The organism is Glutamicibacter sp. NPDC087583, from assembly GCF_044743685.1.
Classification (GTDB): domain Bacteria; phylum Actinomycetota; class Actinomycetes; order Actinomycetales; family Micrococcaceae; genus Glutamicibacter.
The window spans coordinates 789,583-807,222 of record NZ_JBIUWY010000001.1 but is presented as its reverse complement, the minus strand read 5'-3'; the positions used below and the strand labels follow the sequence as shown (position 1 = coordinate 807,222).

At 56.1% G+C, this 17,640-nt stretch carries 17 protein-coding genes, 1 tRNA gene and 1 pseudogene; 10 read left to right on the top strand and 9 right to left on the bottom strand.

Features of this window, described 5'->3' with window-relative positions; translation table 11 throughout:
• Window positions 1–153: 153 nt before the first annotated feature.
• The gene (locus ACIOU9_RS03850) at window positions 154–1,047 is read left to right on the top strand and encodes an acyl-CoA thioesterase II (RefSeq protein WP_105659197.1); all 894 of its coding nucleotides are present in this window, start codon (window positions 154–156) and stop codon (window positions 1,045–1,047) included.
• A gap of 31 nt (window positions 1,048–1,078) precedes the next feature.
• Here the strand turns inward: ACIOU9_RS03850 and ACIOU9_RS03845 are convergent, their stop codons facing one another.
• Both ACIOU9_RS03845 and soxR read right to left on the bottom strand, forming a co-directional pair.
• Window positions 1,079–2,815, bottom strand: a complete 1,737-nt coding sequence (locus tag ACIOU9_RS03845) for an MOSC domain-containing protein (protein WP_332486833.1) — start codon at window positions 2,813–2,815, stop codon at window positions 1,079–1,081.
• Between the two features lie 109 nt (window positions 2,816–2,924).
• Complete coding sequence (gene soxR / locus ACIOU9_RS03840; protein ID WP_400342489.1) at window positions 2,925–3,431, bottom strand: redox-sensitive transcriptional activator SoxR; 507 nt, start codon at window positions 3,429–3,431, stop codon at window positions 2,925–2,927.
• Window positions 3,432–3,563: 132 nt separating this feature from the next.
• Between soxR and ACIOU9_RS03835 the strand changes: the two genes are divergently transcribed.
• Entirely contained in the window at window positions 3,564–4,070 is a 507-nt protein-coding gene (locus tag ACIOU9_RS03835; RefSeq protein WP_166650788.1) for a flavin reductase family protein, read from the top strand.
• Between the two features lie 68 nt (window positions 4,071–4,138).
• Here the strand turns inward: ACIOU9_RS03835 and ettA are convergent, their stop codons facing one another.
• From ettA to ACIOU9_RS03820, 3 genes are all read right to left on the bottom strand, one after another.
• Window positions 4,139–5,821: an energy-dependent translational throttle protein EttA gene (ettA, locus tag ACIOU9_RS03830; RefSeq protein WP_105661447.1), complete on the bottom strand. Its 1,683-nt coding sequence runs from the start codon at window positions 5,819–5,821 to the stop codon at window positions 4,139–4,141.
• A 113-nt stretch (window positions 5,822–5,934) separates the two neighbouring features.
• The gene (locus tag ACIOU9_RS03825) at window positions 5,935–6,384 is read right to left on the bottom strand and encodes a single-stranded DNA-binding protein (RefSeq protein WP_400342453.1); all 450 of its coding nucleotides are present in this window, start codon (window positions 6,382–6,384) and stop codon (window positions 5,935–5,937) included.
• 91 nt (window positions 6,385–6,475) lie between these two features.
• Window positions 6,476–7,351 carry a lysostaphin resistance A-like protein gene (locus ACIOU9_RS03820; RefSeq protein WP_400342454.1) on the bottom strand — a complete coding sequence of 292 codons (876 nt, stop codon included), beginning with the start codon at window positions 7,349–7,351 and terminating at the stop codon, window positions 6,476–6,478.
• 126 nt (window positions 7,352–7,477) lie between these two features.
• Between ACIOU9_RS03820 and ACIOU9_RS03815 the strand changes: the two genes are divergently transcribed.
• Window positions 7,478–7,551: transfer RNA gene (locus tag ACIOU9_RS03815), tRNA-Arg, on the top strand.
• Between the two features lie 80 nt (window positions 7,552–7,631).
• On the opposite strand, the pseudogene ACIOU9_RS03810 reads toward ACIOU9_RS03815, so the two are convergent.
• Window positions 7,632–9,390 (bottom strand): annotated as a pseudogene (locus ACIOU9_RS03810) (FAD-binding dehydrogenase).
• Window positions 9,391–9,638: 248 nt separating this feature from the next.
• Between ACIOU9_RS03810 and ACIOU9_RS03805 the strand changes: the two are divergent.
• Complete coding sequence (locus ACIOU9_RS03805) at window positions 9,639–10,856, top strand: MFS transporter (RefSeq protein WP_105659215.1); 1,218 nt, start codon at window positions 9,639–9,641, stop codon at window positions 10,854–10,856.
• Here the strand turns inward: ACIOU9_RS03805 and ACIOU9_RS03800 are convergent.
• Entirely contained in the window at window positions 10,853–11,299 is a 447-nt protein-coding gene (locus tag ACIOU9_RS03800) for an Lrp/AsnC family transcriptional regulator (protein WP_105659214.1), read from the bottom strand. The two genes, ACIOU9_RS03805 and ACIOU9_RS03800, sit on opposite strands and share 4 nt — an antisense overlap.
• A 154-nt stretch (window positions 11,300–11,453) precedes the next feature.
• Between ACIOU9_RS03800 and ACIOU9_RS03795 the strand changes: the two genes are divergently transcribed.
• The 6 genes from ACIOU9_RS03795 (at window position 11,454) to ACIOU9_RS03770 (ending at window position 16,841) form a co-directional block, all read left to right on the top strand.
• Complete coding sequence (locus tag ACIOU9_RS03795; protein WP_105661450.1) at window positions 11,454–12,170, top strand: LysE family translocator; 717 nt, start codon at window positions 11,454–11,456, stop codon at window positions 12,168–12,170.
• 148 nt (window positions 12,171–12,318) lie between these two features.
• Window positions 12,319–13,008 (top strand): ABC transporter ATP-binding protein, encoded by a 690-nt coding sequence (locus ACIOU9_RS03790; protein WP_332486819.1) that lies wholly within the window; start codon window positions 12,319–12,321, stop codon window positions 13,006–13,008.
• Complete coding sequence (locus ACIOU9_RS03785; protein WP_332498347.1) at window positions 13,005–13,610, top strand: energy-coupling factor transporter transmembrane component T; 606 nt, start codon at window positions 13,005–13,007, stop codon at window positions 13,608–13,610. The genes ACIOU9_RS03790 and ACIOU9_RS03785 overlap by 4 nt, the downstream gene beginning before the upstream one ends.
• A 45-nt stretch (window positions 13,611–13,655) precedes the next feature.
• Window positions 13,656–14,237, top strand: coding sequence for a biotin transporter BioY (locus ACIOU9_RS03780; protein WP_332728176.1), 582 nt, complete (start codon window positions 13,656–13,658; stop codon window positions 14,235–14,237).
• A gap of 4 nt (window positions 14,238–14,241) precedes the next feature.
• Window positions 14,242–15,681: a class I adenylate-forming enzyme family protein gene (locus ACIOU9_RS03775; protein ID WP_402696078.1), complete on the top strand. Its 1,440-nt coding sequence runs from the start codon at window positions 14,242–14,244 to the stop codon at window positions 15,679–15,681.
• Window positions 15,678–16,841, top strand: a complete 1,164-nt coding sequence (locus ACIOU9_RS03770) for a thiolase family protein (RefSeq protein WP_402696076.1) — start codon at window positions 15,678–15,680, stop codon at window positions 16,839–16,841. Before ACIOU9_RS03775 ends, ACIOU9_RS03770 begins: the two co-directional genes overlap by 4 nt.
• Before the next feature lie 17 nt (window positions 16,842–16,858).
• Here ACIOU9_RS03770 and ACIOU9_RS03765 read toward each other — a convergent pair whose 3' ends face one another.
• Both ACIOU9_RS03765 and ACIOU9_RS03760 read right to left on the bottom strand, forming a co-directional pair.
• Window positions 16,859–17,143, bottom strand: coding sequence for a metal-sulfur cluster assembly factor (locus tag ACIOU9_RS03765; RefSeq protein ID WP_402696074.1), 285 nt, complete (start codon window positions 17,141–17,143; stop codon window positions 16,859–16,861).
• A 147-nt stretch (window positions 17,144–17,290) separates the two neighbouring features.
• The gene (locus ACIOU9_RS03760; RefSeq protein WP_133834193.1) at window positions 17,291–17,635 is read right to left on the bottom strand and encodes a metal-sulfur cluster assembly factor; all 345 of its coding nucleotides are present in this window, start codon (window positions 17,633–17,635) and stop codon (window positions 17,291–17,293) included.
• Window positions 17,636–17,640 lie beyond the last annotated feature (5 nt).

The following is a 17,640-nucleotide window of genomic DNA, read 5'->3' as shown; positions in this document are numbered from 1 at the left end:
CGGCAACTACGCGTGGCGACTTTGCTCATGGCGTGATGCTGCTCCGTGAAACGTATAGTTTTCCTATGAGCCCGAATCTCAACTGAAAATATTACTTTCGAGTAGCATTAAATTTGGTTTTGTTCCGCTATCGCATTCCAAGGAGCCCGCACAGTGACCGAAGACCTAGGCACCACCCAGATCCTGCTGGATCTGTTGAATCTGGATGGAGAAGACCAGGCGCGCACGGATGAGGATATCTTCATCGGCCATACCCCTGGGCAGACTCGACCTCGCGTCTTTGGCGGGCAGGTTCTGGCCCAATCGATCATGGCCGCCACGCGTACAGTTGAAGCGACCCGTGCGATCCATTCCCTGCACGGTTACTTCCTGCGTCCGGGAGACCCGAACCAGAACATCACTTTCGGCGTACAGCGCCTGCGCGATGGCCGCTCATTTTCCGCACGTCGAGTGCACGCCTACCAAAATGGCGAACCGATCCTGTCAATGATCACCTCATTCCAGGAACCGGCAAACGGCCTCGAACACCATGATCCAATGCCTGCCGGAATCCCGGATCCCGAGTCGCTTCCGACTACCGCAGATCTCGTGGGGCACCTGGACCATCCAGTGGCAAAGGAATGGGCTTTCGAACGGCCTTTCGACGTCCGGCATGTTTCGGAACCGATCTACCTTCCAGGAAATTCGGCCAAGCTTGCCGATAGTGCGGTTTGGCTGCGCACCACCTCGGCAATGCCCAATGAGCCCGCCCTGCACCGAGCTGCCTTGGCTTACGCGAGCGACTACATGCTACTTGAGCCTGCCCTGCGAGCCCATGGAGTGCCATGGGTACATCGCGGCTTGAGCATCGCCAGCCTCGATCACGCAATGTGGTGGCACCGGGATTTCCGAGTCGATGAATGGCTGCTCTACGTACTTCATTCGCCATCGGCCTCGTCGGCCCGCGGACTTGGTGCGGGAAAGTTCTACAACAAGGCAGGCGAGCTCGTCGCGACCGTCGCCCAGGAAGGCATGATCCGCCTGCCTGAGTTCGCAGAGGGGCACTAGCCCTCAATCGATAGCGCACCGCCCGCGTGGTTCATGCGTCCAGTTCAATATCGCCTGCTGGTACGGCCATACAGGCGAGGATCTGGCCCGGTGCTACGCGGGCGCTCGGCTCCAACGGGTAGGAAATCCTGCCCCTGAGCAGGCTAACGGCGCATTCGCCGCAAGAACCCGAGCGGCAAAGACTAGCCGGTTCAAGCCCTTGCTCTTCCAGCGCATCAAGCAACACTCCATTCTCCGCACTCCAGGTGAAATTCTTTTCGCTCCCACGACAAGAGACTTCTGCGGGCGGATAGTTCTCAAAAAGGCGTTCCAGATCGGTCGCTGGTGATGCGAAGGTTTCGCTGTAAATCTGCGAAGCAGAAATTCCCGCTTGCTCGCACGCCTCGAATACCATCTTGGTGAACTCTTCAGGCCCGCACACCACCACCCTGCTGCAACCGCGTAGTCGTGCTGCGATCGCAGCAGCCGCTGGCCGCCCCTCGGAGGTGTCGATGCGATCCAAGCTGATTGGCGCCTTCAGCCCGGCAGCCATCTGTTCCAGCCGGCAGTACAAGGCACTGGCTCCGCCACGTTCGACATGGATGAACCTCAGATCTTGGCTGCCATTCACCGCTGCAGCATCCCCGAGCAGCCCCAAAGCAGGAGTGATGCCAATTCCAGCGCTGACGATGGCAGTGCTGGAGCCTAGTACATTAGCCGAGGTCAGCACACCGTACGGCCCTGAGACAAGAAGTTGCTCGTCCTCCTGCAGCTGTGCTATTTTCGCTGAAGCTTCACCTTGGATGCGAACGGCGATACTAATGCCCCGGTCGCTCACCGAGGTGATGGTGTAATTTCTCCACAGCGGATCTGGCAAGTGAACCCTTAGATGCATGCCCGGTTCATACTCAGACTTAATCCATCCGTAAGGATCGTGAAGCAGCAGTTCGACTACTCCTGAGCCCAAGTCCTCGTTTCGAAGTATGGTCATGAACCGTGGAGAGATCTTCACTGGAACCAGTTCTTCGGCTTCTGTTGCTTCGTTTTCTATTTCAATTGAGGCGCCAGTCTCCAAGACCCCGGATTCCAGAACGGTTCCATAAATGCCACAGTGAACGTGGCCAAAGTGCGTTGCCAGCAAACGGGGTCCGTTGGTATCGACTTCGGTAGTATCCGGATTTACCGAGGTTGCTGAGCAACGGGCGATTGATTTGGTAATGGCAATACGGGTTTCGCCTATGCGCAGCACTTTGCCAATAAGCCCATATTCCGAGTATGCGGGCAGGCCTTCCACCACAAGGTTGCCTCGATACCGCCGGGGATCCAAGTGCACCCCGGATACTCGCGACAGCTCCGCAACCGTATTGGGGTTAATAATCGAAATGCCCGACAGTCGCGAATCGAACATTCCTTGCGGTGCAGACACCAATCTTCGCGGTTTTGGCCCCTGCGCCGGCAAGTGATTCGACAGATAGGCGCTGGCGGCATCCCTGCCATGCTGGCTACTGGCATCAAAGGTCAATGGTGCCGCACCTGTAGATGCTGGCGCGGTCATGGTGATAAGTGGAAAACTGGATTCAACTTGCCACTTTTGCAGGCTCTTGTTGTTCTTGAGAATAGTGAAGCTTAGGCAGCTCTGCCACTGCCCGTCTTGGTGCTCAATTGTGCCGTTTCCGAAGGCGACACAGCGATCGCCCTCTAGCCCGCTTCCCTTTTTGGCTGCGACCGAACTGACTGCTTCGCCTGGTAGCCCTTTAACAGGAAAGCGATATATTTGAGCAATTTTCATGATTACATTCTAGTAAGTGCCGAGTTCAGTACGGGAGTTCCAGGCGGCGCCAATCGAAGGCGCCAGAGGATATCGGAATTTCAAAACAGGTAATGTTCTGCCCCTCCGGCTACATGGACTGCTCCCCGGCATCTGCGGGTGCTTCCAATCGCCGCGCGCCCACACCTTCACGCGCCAATTGGTCTTCCGGATTCAGGAGGCTGCAGGCCTGCATCGACAGGCAGCCGCATCCAATGCATCCCATAAGCCGATCTTCTAATTCCTCGATGGCACGCCGCCTCGCTTCGAGTACTTTCTTCCATTCCTCTGTCGCGCGAAGCCAGTCTCTTTCCTCGGGGATTTTTCCCATCGGCACTGGTGCCAAAGCACGCTTGATGTCGCTGAGTGGGATGCCCAACTTCCGGCCGACACTGATCAACGAGATACGACGCAGCAAGTGGCGAGGATAGCGTCGCTGATTCCCCGCTGTCCGCATGGAAACGATCAGCCCAATATCTTCGTAATAATGCAGTGCAGATCTGGCCACACCAGTGCGTTCGCTAACCTGCCCGATGCTTAGCAGCTCACGCCCGGGAAAATCTTTTTCGCAATCCCCAGATTCCGCTGTGTGAAGCATCACCACCCCTTTCCTTGACCTCAAGTTTACTTGAGGTCTTAGGGTGGAAGTATTCAAAGTTGTTGGCAAAAGCTCGGGCTTTTGCATCAGTTACTGGAGTTTTATTCCAACTCCAGGCAAAGGAGCGGCTCAGTGAGCGAATTATCAGATGGATTCCGTACAGCCTTCCGTCACCATCCTGCTGGAGTAGCAGTGATTACTGCAGCGGTCGACGGGGCATTCTACGGTTTAACTATCTCTTCCCTCGCTTCACTTTCCATTGATCCCGTTGCCGTTTCGTTCTCGCTGGCCAAAGAATCCGGCGCTGCCGGCGCTGTGCTAGCAGCACCGAGTTTCGTGATCCATATGCTCGGCGAAGACCAGCACGAGCTGGCAAATAATTTCGCGCGCCCGGGTGCCCCACGATTTACCAGCGATCAACATTTCCGGGTCTTGCCCACCGGCGAGCCACATTTCATCGAGGCTCCCGTTGCTTTCCGCGCCAGTATCCACTCCTCCATCAGCGTTGGAGGCTCCCGCCTGATTGCTGCTGAAGTCCATGCGGTACTCTTCGGGCATGCGCAACAGCAACACCTGCTTTACCAGGATCGCGAGTATCTGAAATTGTCCGGATTGCGTGCCGATTCGACGACGAGCTAATTGAACGATGCCTCCTGCGGCATAAAAATAGCCGCCACAAATGTGGCGGCTATTTTCATGCCCGTGGATTAGTCGCGGGTCAGGCGACGGTGGGTAACACGGTGCGGCTTAGCCGCGTCGGCACCCAATCGTTCAACCTTGTTGCTCTCGTAAGAGTCGAAGTTGCCTTCGAACCAGTACCAGTTCGATGGGTTCTCCTCAGTGCCCTCGTACGACAAGATGTGGGTCGCGACTCGGTCCAGGAACCAACGGTCGTGGGAGACCACTACAGCGCAACCCGGGAACTCAAGCAGCGCGTTTTCCAACGACGACAGGGTTTCAACGTCCAAGTCGTTAGTAGGCTCATCGAGCAGCAACAGGTTGCCACCCTGCTTGAGGGTCAGTGCCAGGTTCAGACGGTTGCGCTCACCACCGGAGAGAACACCTGCCTTCTTCTGCTGGTCTGGGCCCTTGAACCCGAACGCCGAAACGTAGGCACGCGATGGCATCTCAACTTGACCGACGTTGATGTAATCGAGGCCGTCAGAAACGACCTCCCACAACGACTTCTCTGGGTCGATATTTTCGCGATTCTGGTCGACATAGGAAATCTTGACCGTGTCGCCGACCTTCAGGGTGCCACCGTCAAGCTCTTCCATGCCAACGATGGTCTTGAACAGGGTCGACTTGCCGACGCCGTTGGGACCAATGACACCCACGATGCCGTTGCGCGGTAGCGAGAAGGACAGACCATCGATCAATACACGATCGCCGAATCCCTTCTTCAAGTTTTCGGCTTCGATTACCAGCTGGCCCAGGCGCGGGCCTGGCGGAATCTGGATTTCTTCGAAGTCCAGCTTGCGGGTGCGCTCGGCTTCCGCAGCCATTTCCTCGTAGCGCGCCAGACGAGCCTTCGACTTAGTCTGACGGCCCTTGGCGTTCGAACGAACCCACTCGAGTTCTTCTGCCAGACGCTTAGCAAGCTTCTGGTCTTTCTTGCCCTGAACTTCCATGCGCTCGCGCTTCTTCTCCAGGTAAGTGGAGTAGTTGCCCTCGTATGGGTGCAGGCGACCGCGGTCAACTTCACAGATCCATTCGGCGACATGGTCCAGGAAGTAGCGGTCGTGGGTTACGGCCAGCACGGCGCCCGGGTAAGATGCCAGGTGCTGTTCCAGCCACAGTACGGACTCTGCGTCCAAGTGGTTAGTAGGCTCATCGAGCAGCAGCAAGTCCGGCTTCTGCAGGAGAAGCTTGCACAGTGCTACACGTCGACGTTCACCACCGGAGAGGTGGGTAACTTTCTCGTCGCCTGGTGGGCAGCGCAGCGCGTCCATTGCCTGTTCGAGCTGATTGTCAATGTCCCAAGCGTCGGCAGCGTCAATCGCTTCCTGCAGCTTGCCCATTTCTTCCAGGAGCGTGTCGAAGTCGGCACCGTCCTGTGCCATCTCTTCCGAGATTTCGTTGAAGCGAGTGATCTTTTCATAGATCTCGCCAACACCTTCCTGGACGTTGCCCAGGACGGTCTTTTCTTCATTCAGTGGGGGTTCCTGCAGCAGGATGCCTACCGAGTAGCCCGGTGAAAGACGCGCTTCACCGTTGGAGGGAGTATCGATCCCCGCCATGATCTTTAGGATCGTTGACTTACCAGCACCGTTGGGTCCCACGACGCCAATTTTGGCACCGGGGAAGAACGACATGCTGACATTGTCAAGGATGACTTTGTCGCCAACGGCCTTGCGAGCCTTGGTCATCGTGTAAATGAATTCCGCCATGTTCTTAAGGCTAGTCTGTTGCGGGGGTCATTTCCGAATCCACACACCACTATTTTGGGTTGGTGGTGCCCGGATTCACACGAAACCCTCAAACACCACCAGAACACGCGTCTTCAGGCCGCTTCCCCATCCTCGCTTTGCCAGCTCGCTTCAGTGTCGGACGAACGTGACGGGTGCTGCACACGCTCCATTTCGCCGGTATCTGTCCGTACACGGTTGAAGGAACTCGTTCCAAAACGCAGATCGTGACCAATTGAATAAGCCTCGATATCTGCGCTATTCCCTCGCGAGCCATCTGCTCGTTCGAATTCTCGGATCTGCAACTTTCCGAAAATCATTACATGGTCGCCTTGCCCCAGGGATTCCATGGAATTCTCTCCCAGGGTACGGAACGCCGAAACCGCATACCAATTGGTCGGCCCGTCGACCCACTGCCCTGTTTCAAGATCGCGTTTTCGCTCATGCGTCGCTACTCGGAATTTCAAGATAGAAACGCCCTTGGGCGTAATGCTGAGTTGAGGTTCCGTTCCGACAATTCCGCGGATTGTCACAAGATCGCTCATTGGACTGCCTCCTATTGGATACAAATGGCAGAAGCCTTTTCTGCCATTGAATCCGATGATGGCGCACCGCAAGATCCGGTCGGACGCAAAGTCAACGGCCTGTGGATAAATCTTTAGCCCATTGAGGTTTGAATGCGCCTTTCAATAGCATGGCGGCTATGACGATTCCTGGCAAGATCCAGCCGGACCAACCCATGATTGATGCTTTTGTTGCGTCCAAAGGAACTCCCATCACCATAAACAGTGAAACCAATCCCACGCTGGCGTTGAAGGCTCCATGCGCCAAAGCCGCTGGCCATACGGAATCACTGTAGGTACGCAACCAGCCAAGGAAGGCGCCAAATACGGTACACATGCCGCACATAGCCATGACTCCCCACGCGCCCGCAGCCATCGGATAGTTGTAGCCCAGAAGCACCAATGGTGCATGCCAGATCCCCCAGACGACGCCGGATACAAGAATTGATACAAGTTGCCCATAAGGCTGCAGGCGAATCCAAAGCCATCCCCGCCAACCAATCTCCTCTCCTAAAGCAAACAAGGAATTCATGAGGCCAGCGACAACTATCAACCCCGCCTGTCCGAGAAGGTAGATTGTCGGGCCTTCCTGGCCGGAGACAACGCGCAGTACGGTGAAATTCTGCAGATCACCAGGGAAGACCCCTAGCCATGTTCCGATGAAGGGCGCTTGAAGTATGAGCCCGAGCGGAATCACATAGGACAGCACCAGTGCGATGGCAAACTTCCCCGGACGCTTGATTGGCCAGAGCCCAACCTCGGAGGTGAAGCTCGTTAGCCGGCGTTCGACAATGGCAATCACTAGAGCAGCGATGGTCGGGGTAAACATCATTGCCATGGCGATTCCTGGAAGCTTGGCATCATTTATGCCTTCTCCCATCCAAAGCGGCAACGCTACGGCCCAAGCTAAAACCACGCTTAGCACACAGAAGCACACGATGCTCAACACGCTACCGATTCTCAATTTCGGCAACTTACCTACTCCTAATCAGATGATGATCTACATTCGCTTCTCCAGCCTATCGGCCTCAAGTCGTATTTTTGGTGATCAATGAGCTAAACTATTTTCGGTTATGCCTCCGTAGCTCAGCTGGATAGAGCAAGAGCCTTCTAATCTCTAGGTCGCCGGTTCGAATCCGGCCGGGGGTACGAAATAAACCGCCGTTCACTTGGTAATACAAGTGAACGGCGGTTTTCGCATCTATCCAGATCTAGGAATTTGACCAGTGTTAGGCCTCATTTCTAGCTTGAGGCCCTTTCCGGCCGAGCCTGTCAGCCAGCCCTCGTCCTATTTGCCGGCCACTAAATAAGCACCCGCCCAAGAAAGTTCCTTCCAGCGCGTTGTACCCATGCATCCCGCCGCCCCCGAATCCAGAAGCTTCACCGGCCGCATAAAGCCCGTCAAGAACTGTTCCGTCGTATTTGAGGACTCGCCCAGATAGGTCTGTCTGCAGTCCGCCTAATGACTTTCGCGTCAGAATGTGCAGCTTCACAGCTATCAATGGCCCCGCCGCAGGATCGAGTATCCTGTGCGGAGCAACTGCTCGGGTCAAACGGTCTCCGATGTACTTTCGGGCATTGCGGATAGATTGAATTTGGCGATCTTTGCTAAATGGATTTTCAGTTTGCGAATCACGAACCATTAATTGCTGGTGAAGCCGCATCGGATCAATATGTGCTTCCGGCGCGATTGCATTCATCTTCGTCACGAGCTCCTCGACGGTAGTCGCTGAAACGAAATCCGCACCTTTGTTCAAGAAATCCGTGACCGGCCCCGGAGCACCCTTGCCAAAGAACCGGTCCTTGATAACTCCGGCTTTATCCCGATTAGTCAGATCTGGATTTTGCTCCGACCCTGACAGCGCAAACTCCTTCTCGATAATTCGCTGATTCAGCACGAACCATGAATAGTCGTACTTTCGCGCAGTGGGATCGGTGCGCAGGTATTTCAACGTGCCCAAAGTGTCGTGCCCCGGAAGGCAAGGAGGACGAAGGCGGTTCCCTTCGGCATCGAACCACATCGGGCTTGGACCGGGCAAAATTCTAATTCCATGAGCGGGCCAAATTGGGTTCCAATTCTGGATTCCCTCTGTGTAATGCCACATTCGATCGCGGTTAACAAGACGCGCCCCCACCTCCTGCGAGAGTTCAATGCCGCTGCCGTCAACATAATTCGGAACGCCGGTAATCATGCGCCCCGGCGCGATGCCGAGCCTGTCGGGCCAGAGTTTCCGAACCAGGTCCTGATTTCCGCCTATTCCCCCGGTTGCAATCACCACTGCTTCAGCCGAAAACTCGAACTCCGAAACCACGTTTCTTGACGACTGTTGCCCGCGTGGAGCGTCATCAGGCGACAAGACCTCACCGCGAACGCCGGTAACTGAACCGTCAGTGGTCACCAATCCAGTAACCCTGTGGCGGTTGAGCAACTCGGCATGTCCCGTTTGCAGTCCGTCGAGCACCCTATTCACAAATGGCATCGATACCCCGGTGCCAGTTCCCCAGGCGATGTGAAATCTGGGTACAGAATTCCCATGCCCTTCGGCGCGACCATCGCCGCGCTCTGCCCAGCCCACAACTGGAGTCAGATCTATGCCTTTTTGCTTGATCCAGGACCGTTTTTCAGTAGCTGCGAACTCCACGTAGGCTTTGGCCCAACGTTGCGCCCACAGGTCCTCATCGTCCAACCGGTCAAATTGTGCACTATGCTGCCAATCCGACCAGGCAAGGTCAAAAGAATCACGAACTCCCAAGCGGCGCTGTTCAGGAGTATCAACGAGAAACAGTCCCCCCAAAAGACCAGTAAGCCTGGCCGCCGAGATTACCCCTGTTTTCCTGATCCAGGATTCGGACTCTCAGTCCTGCATCAAGTGCCTCGGACGCTGCAACCAGCCCGGCCAATCCAGCACCCACGATGATCACTCCGCATTGTTCGGAACTCAACTTCACGATCCCACCTCTGCACGCAAGAAATTTACGAGTTTTCATCTCGAGCGTACTTCCCGGTGGGCAATGCCACCATACCCGTATTTTCCGCAAAGAAATCTGCTGACTAGCGAGAACTTTCGTTCTTCACCACCGTTTCTTTTCCTGGTCCGGCCGTCGAATCTGTGAATGTCATGATCGTGAGCCGTGCAGCGGCGCATAATCACTCAGAATCCCGACTGAACAGTAACTTATCCCCCTAATTTGAGATAAACTCTAGGAATTGTAGAAATCGAAAGGGACAGTGCCCGATGACCCAACTGGTCGCCCACCTCGCGCGACAGAGAATCACGGAACGCACCAGCATCAATCTAATATTCCTTCTTGCAGGATTATCTTTTGCGACTTGGGCAGGCCGCCTCTCCATTATCGACGCTGTTTTCGATTTCTCTGGCTTGAACCTCGGATCGTTCTTGATTTGCAGCACCATCGGAACTTTGCTCGGAATCTCCCTTATTCCGTCGGTGAGCAAATTCGTTCCAACACGCCGCCTGTTGTGCTGTTTGCCCATCGGATTAGCAGCATGCTTGGTCGTACTGGGCATAGCCATTTCGATAACCGAGGAAGCCACTCTTGCCTACGTAGCCCTGTTCTTTTACGGGCTTACTTTTGGCTGTTTGGACATCATGATGAACGTCAGCGGCGCACAGGTTGAACGTCGTGTCGGCCGCAGCATCATGCCTTCCCTTCATGGGTTCTTCAGCCTGGGAACCCTAATTGGCGCCGGGGTGGCAACAGCAACCATTTCCTTGAATATCTCGAGCCTTTGGCACTTCTCGTTTGTCGCGGTCATCATTCTTCTTCTCGCTTACGTTGCCCATCGAGGTATTACCTGCTGGGAAAACGAAAATTTGGTTCCAATCAACAAGGATGTCCCCCAGAACCGAATTCAATCAACGCACAAAATGGGACTCTTGCTGCTGCTTGGCATAATGGTCGCCGGTTTAAGTTTCAGCGAGGGTGCGGCCAATGATTGGATTGCCGTTACTTCGGTTGACGGGCACGGTTTCAAGCATCAAATTGGCGCGCTCATGTTCACCTTGTTCGTCGCAGCAATGACGCTGGGACGCTTTGTCGGCGGTCGCCTTGTGGACCGCTTCGGCACGAAAAATACACTCCTGATCATGGGAATTATCGGCCTTCTCGGCGTCGGCTTGTTCATCACCGGCACAAGTCCCTCCCTAGTAGGCCTCGGTGCAGCATTGTGGGGCCTCGGTAGCTCGCTCGGCTTCCCCTTGGGCATGAGCATCGCTGCTTCCCGCGGAGAACGCCTGGGTCCAAAAGCGGTGAGCATCGTCAGTGCGTTTGGATATGGAGCAATGCTTGGCGGTCCGCCATTTATTGGTTTCGTCGTCGATACCTTGAAGTTGCCTCAGGCCTTATGGATTTGCGCGGTAGTTCTGATTATTTCGTTGTCCTTGACGCCGGCGGTAACCCGCAACCGGAAGCCGTCCGACAAGACGTCCTAGACGGGCAGAACCGCACGCTCCTTGATGTTTCGCATGACTATGGTGCTCGTCAATTTTTCCACGCCCGGTAGATCAACTAGGACCTCGTCGTATACACGCTGGTAATGCGGCAGATCCTTGGCAAAGACTCGCAATAGGAAGTCTGGCTCGCCGAAAAGGCGCTGCGCATCAACTATTAGCTCTTCCCTCTCTACTGCTAATTCAAAATGCTTAAGCTGCGCTCTGTCTTTCAACGTGACGAAAACCAGGGCCTCGAATCCCAGTCCAACCTTCTCCGGGTCAATCACCGCTTGGTAGCCGCTGATGACTCCCCTGCGCTCAAGATCTTTGATCCGGCGATGGCAGGGAGCCACCGATAGCCCAACTTTTGCAGCTACCGCGGTAGCGCTCATCCGTCCGTCATTCTGCAACTCGGCCAAGATCGCACGGTCTAGTTCATCCATGAAATCAGACTACAGCACAAATAATTTGCGCCATTTAACGCCAGAGCAATTTTTTCTTGCCGAAGGGCCGGGTATCCCCAAAGAATCGGCAAGCACATTTCACGATTTTTTCCTTACTGTTATCAGAGCACAGGTTTCTAGATTTGGAGAAGCAATGGATCTCTCGCAGTTCACCGGGTTCCTCTTGGTATCGGTGACGTTGGCGTGCACGCCCGGCGCCGACTGGGCGTACATCATTTCCTCTGCACTGGGCAAAACCAGCTATCGCCCAGCCGTATGGGGATTGCTCTCGGGATACCTGGTTCATACTGCATTGCTGGTGTGCGGAATTGCGGCCCTGGTCGCGAGTTCCCCGTCACTTCTCCTCTGGCTCACGGCAGCCGGATCGGTCTATCTGCTGTGGCTAGGCATTGCGACCCTGCGTTCCTGCAGGAACGCCAGGTTCTTTGATGCCAATGCTCCATCTACCTCCGAAATTGAAGCACTCGATGGCGATTACCCTCGGAGCAATCCCGAACCTACCGATAGCACCGTCGCGCTGTTGGACAAGGTCCGGCATCGATCGCTACGCGGCCAATTCCTCAAGGGCCTGCTCACCAGCGGCACTAACCCCAAGGCACTACTGCTGTATGTGGCCCTCATCCCGCAGTACCTGGATTCATCCCTGGATCTTCCGCTCTCCCTGCAAACCGGCGCTCTTGGGCTTACTCATTTCGCGGTATCGATCCTCGTGTACTTCTCCGTTGCATTGGCTGCCAGGGTGCTGCTTCGCTCCCGGCCCATGGCGGCACGCATCGTAACCATGTGCTCCGGAACCATAATGATCCTCTTGGCCCTGGGCTTGGTCTACGAACAATTCTTCGTTGCATAAGAATTTATTGAACACTGATCAAGACAATTGAACGGTGATCAAGTATGCTCTTAATCGATGGCTCTTCGGTCATCTGTAACGCAAGCATGAATGGCTGTCCGATCATGGAGCCCGCCGTTCAAGCTACGAACCTTGCGCTGGAGCACTCGTGGAACTACCCCCAATTCGATTTGAGAATGTCACTGTCCGCTTTGAAGAGCGCGATGTCCTCAAAGATGTGCGCTTGACTCTCAACGAACAGCGCATCGGCATTATCGGGGCAAACGGTGCTGGGAAGAGTACGCTCTCCCGGCTCATCAATGGCCTCGTTTTGCCTACTGAAGGATCCGTGCACGTTGGCGACCTGAACACTCGGAATCATGCAAAGCAGATCCGCCGCGATGTGGGTTTTGTCTTCCAGAATCCAGCAAATCAAATCATCATGCCGCTGGTCTATGAAGACATTGCGTTCGGACTGAAGAATTTGCAAATTCCCAAAGCAGAGCGCCAATTGCGCGTGCATGAGACACTGGCAGAGCTCAACATCTCGCATCTGGCAGATCGCGAAAGCCACACTCTTTCCGGCGGCGAGCAGCAAATGGTCGCACTCGCTTCCGTCCTTGCCATGCGGCCACGAACCATTGTTTTCGATGAACCCACTACGATGCTGGATCTGCGCAATCGACTTGCTTTCCAACGCGAAATTGCCAAGCTGGCACAACGTGCAATTGTGGTGACGCACGATTTAGAAATACTTGAAGATTTCGACCGCGTTCTCGTGGTCACCGACGGAGCTATCGAATTCGATGGCCGACCGGAAGAAGCAATCGCCCATTACCGCCAATGGAGCCACGCATGATCGCGTCCAAGAATACTTCGTATCTAGCGCGTGTTAAGCCGGGATGGAAATTCGGGACATTGCTGGTTCTGAGCATCGGGCTTTACTTGATTAGCTCGTGGCAGGTCTTGCTGCCCCTGTTCATTCTCAGTGCGATACTGCTGCTTTCGGCTAGGGTCGACCTCAAGCAGCTGCGCATGCCACTGTTCTCATTGGCCATGATTCTCGGCATCGTCTTCATTCTTCTCGGCCTGCAAACCGATTGGGCCAACGCCGTGGTCTCGGTCCTGCGGCTGCTGACCATGTGCCTGATGGCCTACGCCGTCAGCCTCACCACAAGCTTTGACGCGATGCTCGAGCTCTTCCAACAGGTTGCCTCTCCATTACGATTCCTTGGAGCTAATCCAGCGCAAATCGCATTGGGACTGTCCATGACAATACGGTTCATTCCGGAGTTGAAAAAGGTATACCTCGAAGTCCGCGAAGCCCAGCATGCTCGGGGTCTGGGCAACAATCCGTTGGCCGTGAGTGTCCCATTAGTTATCAGATCACTAAAAATCGCTGACGAGACGGCCGAAGCGTTAGACGCCCGCGGCTACGATTCAGCACCTTACCGACGCTAAGCGCATCAGCTACTTCCATCTCGCTCGCACTTCCAAGGAAACACAATGCCAACTCGCACCGACTCAACTTCGCAAACTCGCAATACGGTATACGTCGCAGTCTTTGCCGCCATGATCGCGGCCATGGGGCTCCTTCCCCCTATTACATTGGGGATCATCCCGGTACCCATTACCCTGCAAACCCTGGGTGTCATGCTGGCCGGCGCCTTATTGGGACCTTGGCGAGGTTCGTTGGCCTCACTGGTTGTCGTAGTCCTGTCTTTGGCAGGGCTGCCCTTGTTGGCTGGTGGGCGTGGTGGGCTTGGAGTCCTGTTCGGGCCGACCGGCGGATATCTCATTGGATGGATTTTCGGCTCACTCGTTATTGGAGCCCTCTTCAAATACTGGGTTCTGCGCAACGAAAACAAGGTCGCCCGATTCATGTCCGGACTGGCCTCGGCTCTCGTTGGCGGAATCGTCGTCATCTATCTGTTTGGCGTTCCGTGGACCGCTGCTGTTACCGGGCTTGATCTGGGCACATCCTTGCTGGGGTCTCTCGGATTCCTGCCCGGGGACGTCCTCAAAGCCGTAGTCGCCACCCTGGTGGCCCTGACCGTGCACCGTAGCTACCGCGGGTTGATGAAGTAGCTCGATGGAACTGTGGCAGGCACTGGCAAGGTGGGCCAATCAACGACCGGATCATCTTGCCCTGCTCACGGTTGAAAGCCGGCTGACTTATGCGCAGTTGGCCAGCAGCAGCGGTGCTCTGGCCAAGCGGCTAGAATCCGTTCCAGGCAATCGGATCGCCGTGCACACCAGCGATCCGATTGAGATGGCCATCGCTTTTTATGCGATCGCGCGCAGTGGCAAGACATTGGTGGTGATTGACCCTGCTTGGCCCGGAAATCTGGCCACTTCCATGGCAACCGCTCTTCAATGCGATTTCGTGCTTGAATCGACGGTTCCGCGGCCTTTGCCCGGCGTCCCAAGATTCGCCTTGCCGCCCGAGCCACCCGAGCCCGGTGAATACATTGCGCCCGCGACCAAGACTCATTGCGCTGAAGACCTGCTGATCATTTGTACTTCTGGAAGCTCATCGCGTCCCAAGGCTGTGCTCCGGAGTGCTGCATCGTGGGAAGCGTCCCTGAGTGCCGGTGCCACGATCTTGGGCGCTTCGCCAGATGATTCCACTCTTTGCCCGAGTCCCATTTCCCACGGTCTGGGCCTCTACGCGATGGTCGAGTCCCTGCATACTGGCGGCACCTTCGTGGCTTCCGGAAAATGGGATCAAAAGGGCGTTGCATCATTGCTGGCGCGCGTCAGCTGCACCCGTATCGTCAGCGTACCGACAATTCTAGGCAAGGTGCTGGCCCTGGATGACCCGGCACGGTTCTCCAGCCTGCGATTGGTCATCAGCGGAGGGGAATCCCTGGACCAGGAGACCATGCAAACTCTTCACCAGATGGCTCCCTCGGCGCGCTGCGTTGAATATTTCGGGAGCAGCGAGCACAGCCTCATCGCGTATCGCGAGCGACTGGCCAACCATCCGCGAACTCCCTATTTCGACGGTCAGCTGTTTCCCGGGGTGCAGGCTCACACCCATGAGGCAACGCCGGGTTCAGGCTTTGGCTCGCTCTATATCGATAGCCCGTTCAACGCCAAGGGGTACGACCTTAGCTCGGACTCTGTCATCGCTCGGTGCGGCACAGCAATCGGCATTGGTGATCAGGCGAAGCTCCTGGGTTCAAATCGCATCGTCCTGTCCCGTCGCAACGACGGGATGATGAATCTCAACGGAAACAATATCCACCCGGGCGAAGTGGGCGCAGCGCTTAATGCCGAGGGGCTGGCCAATGCCGTAGTGCGGATCGATGCATCGAGCGCACCAGCCAGGTTGCTGGCCTACACGGTTTCGCCACCCCGCAATCCGTCCGCTCTTCTCACCGGCCTGCAGAAGCATTTGCCCCAGTACAAGATCCCGCACCAAATCATCTACTTGCGATCGTGGCCCGAGACCTTCAGCGGAAAATTGAATGCCTCGGCTTTGGACTTCCAGGATCTGGACATTGAACGGAGCGACTGGCTCAGATGAATGACGCCTTCATTATCAATGCAGCACGCACGCCCATCGTTAGAGCAGGCAAGGAGTATTCCCGCATTACCGCAGACCAAATGCTGGCTCGGGTGATCAACGCGCTAATAGATCGAAGCGGCATCTCCCCTGCGGATGTAGACCACGTATTTGCCGGCAATGCGGCGGGACCGGGCGGAAATATAGCGCGAGTGTCTGCTTTGGCGTCGGTGCTGCCCAAGACCGTCAGCGCGACCAGCATCGATGCCCAATGCGCCAGTGGACTGGACGCAATTGCCGCCGCTGCGCGGATGATACGTTGCGGTGAAGCGCATGTCGTGGTGGCCGGTGGCGTGGAGTCGGTGAGTACCGCGCCATGGCGGGTTGAAAAGCAAACCTCCGTAATCCAGCCTCCGCGCCTCTACTCGCGTGCCCGATTCACTCCAGAGCGAGACCCGGACCCCGAAATGGGCGAAGCTGCGGAGAATATTGCCCAGTCCTACGGCATTGCACAAGAGCGGCAAGATTCTTTCGCATTGCAGAGCCACCAGCGTGCGCTGCGCGCTCAAGCGGCTGGACTCTTTGATCGCGAGCTTGTCACCGTGGATACAAGCAACGGGCAAGTAGCGGCCGACACCTGCCCCAGGCCCGGACTGACACTTCGCAAGCTCGCTGCGCTCAAGCCGGCATTCGTACCCGGTGGCACCGTGACTGCGGGAAACTCCTGCCCGATTAACGATGGTGCAGCTGCGGTAATCTTGGTGAGCGAACAAATGCGCCAGAGACTGAACCCAACCTTCGCAATGCGCTACCTTGCTTCTGCTTCAGGTGCTTGCGATCCCAGCATTCTCGGCATGGCGGCGGTACCGGCGTACCGCAAGCTCATCGGCCTGCTGCCATCCGCTGCTGCTTCCAGCACTCCACTGATCGAGTTCAACGAAGCCTTTGCGGTCCAGGCCCTGGCATGCCTCGATGAGCTAGGGATCACCGAGGTGACGGTGAACCAAGGTGGCGGGGCCTTGGCGTTGGGACACCCCTACGGTGCTAGCGGCGCGATTCTTGCGACTCGGCTGTTCTGGCAGGCCAACCAGGCTCGGATACCTGGGCAAAGGGCGATCGCGCTCATGGCCGCCGCGGGTGGCACCGGAAGCGCGTTTGCTTTCGAGTCAGTACCGCATTGAGCCCTTGGGGCATTGGCCTAGATGTTGAACCCCAAGACCTGCATCTGATTCCGGCCGTCGACAAGGTTCTTCAGCACTTCATCAATCTGCGCTTCGAGTAGATCGGTCAGCGGGCAGGCAGGCGTCGTCAACGTCAAGTCGATTTCCAGGACTGAATCGCCGTCGAAACACCGTCCGTAAAGCAGGCCCAGGCCAACAATGTTGACTCCCAGCTCGAGGTCATTCACGTCCTTGGGTGCTTCGTCGATTTCTGCGATCGGCCACGTTGCGCTCTCATGTGCACCATTTGCGGCTTCGGACATGCGCTGCTCCCCGATTCTGCCCCGGGTACCCCTTTCCCTTTCGGCTCTTCCACGAGATACCAGAAGGAATGCAGGCCCCTCGGGCGTTAACGAACAGAACCGCTCACCCCCGTAGGGAGCAAGCGGTTCTGCTTGAAACAGCCTAAATTAGATGTTGAAGCCCAGGGCTCGCATCTGATCGCGACCGTCATCGGTGATTCGTTCTGGACCCCAAGGCGGCATCCAGACCCAGTTCAAACGGTGGTCGTCCACAACGCTCTCCAGCGCCTGGCCGACCTGCTCTTCGATAATATCGGTGAGCGGGCAAGCGGCGGTTGTCAGTGTGAGGTCCAGCAAGAGTACGCCGTCATCCGCGTACTTCAGGCCGTACAGCAAACCCAGGTCGACAATATTGACACCCAGTTCAGGGTCAATGACGTCCTTGAGCGCTTCCTCAACGTCTTCCAGAGGAGTCGTAGCGGCTCCCGTGCTCTGTTCGGTCGATTCGCTCATGATTG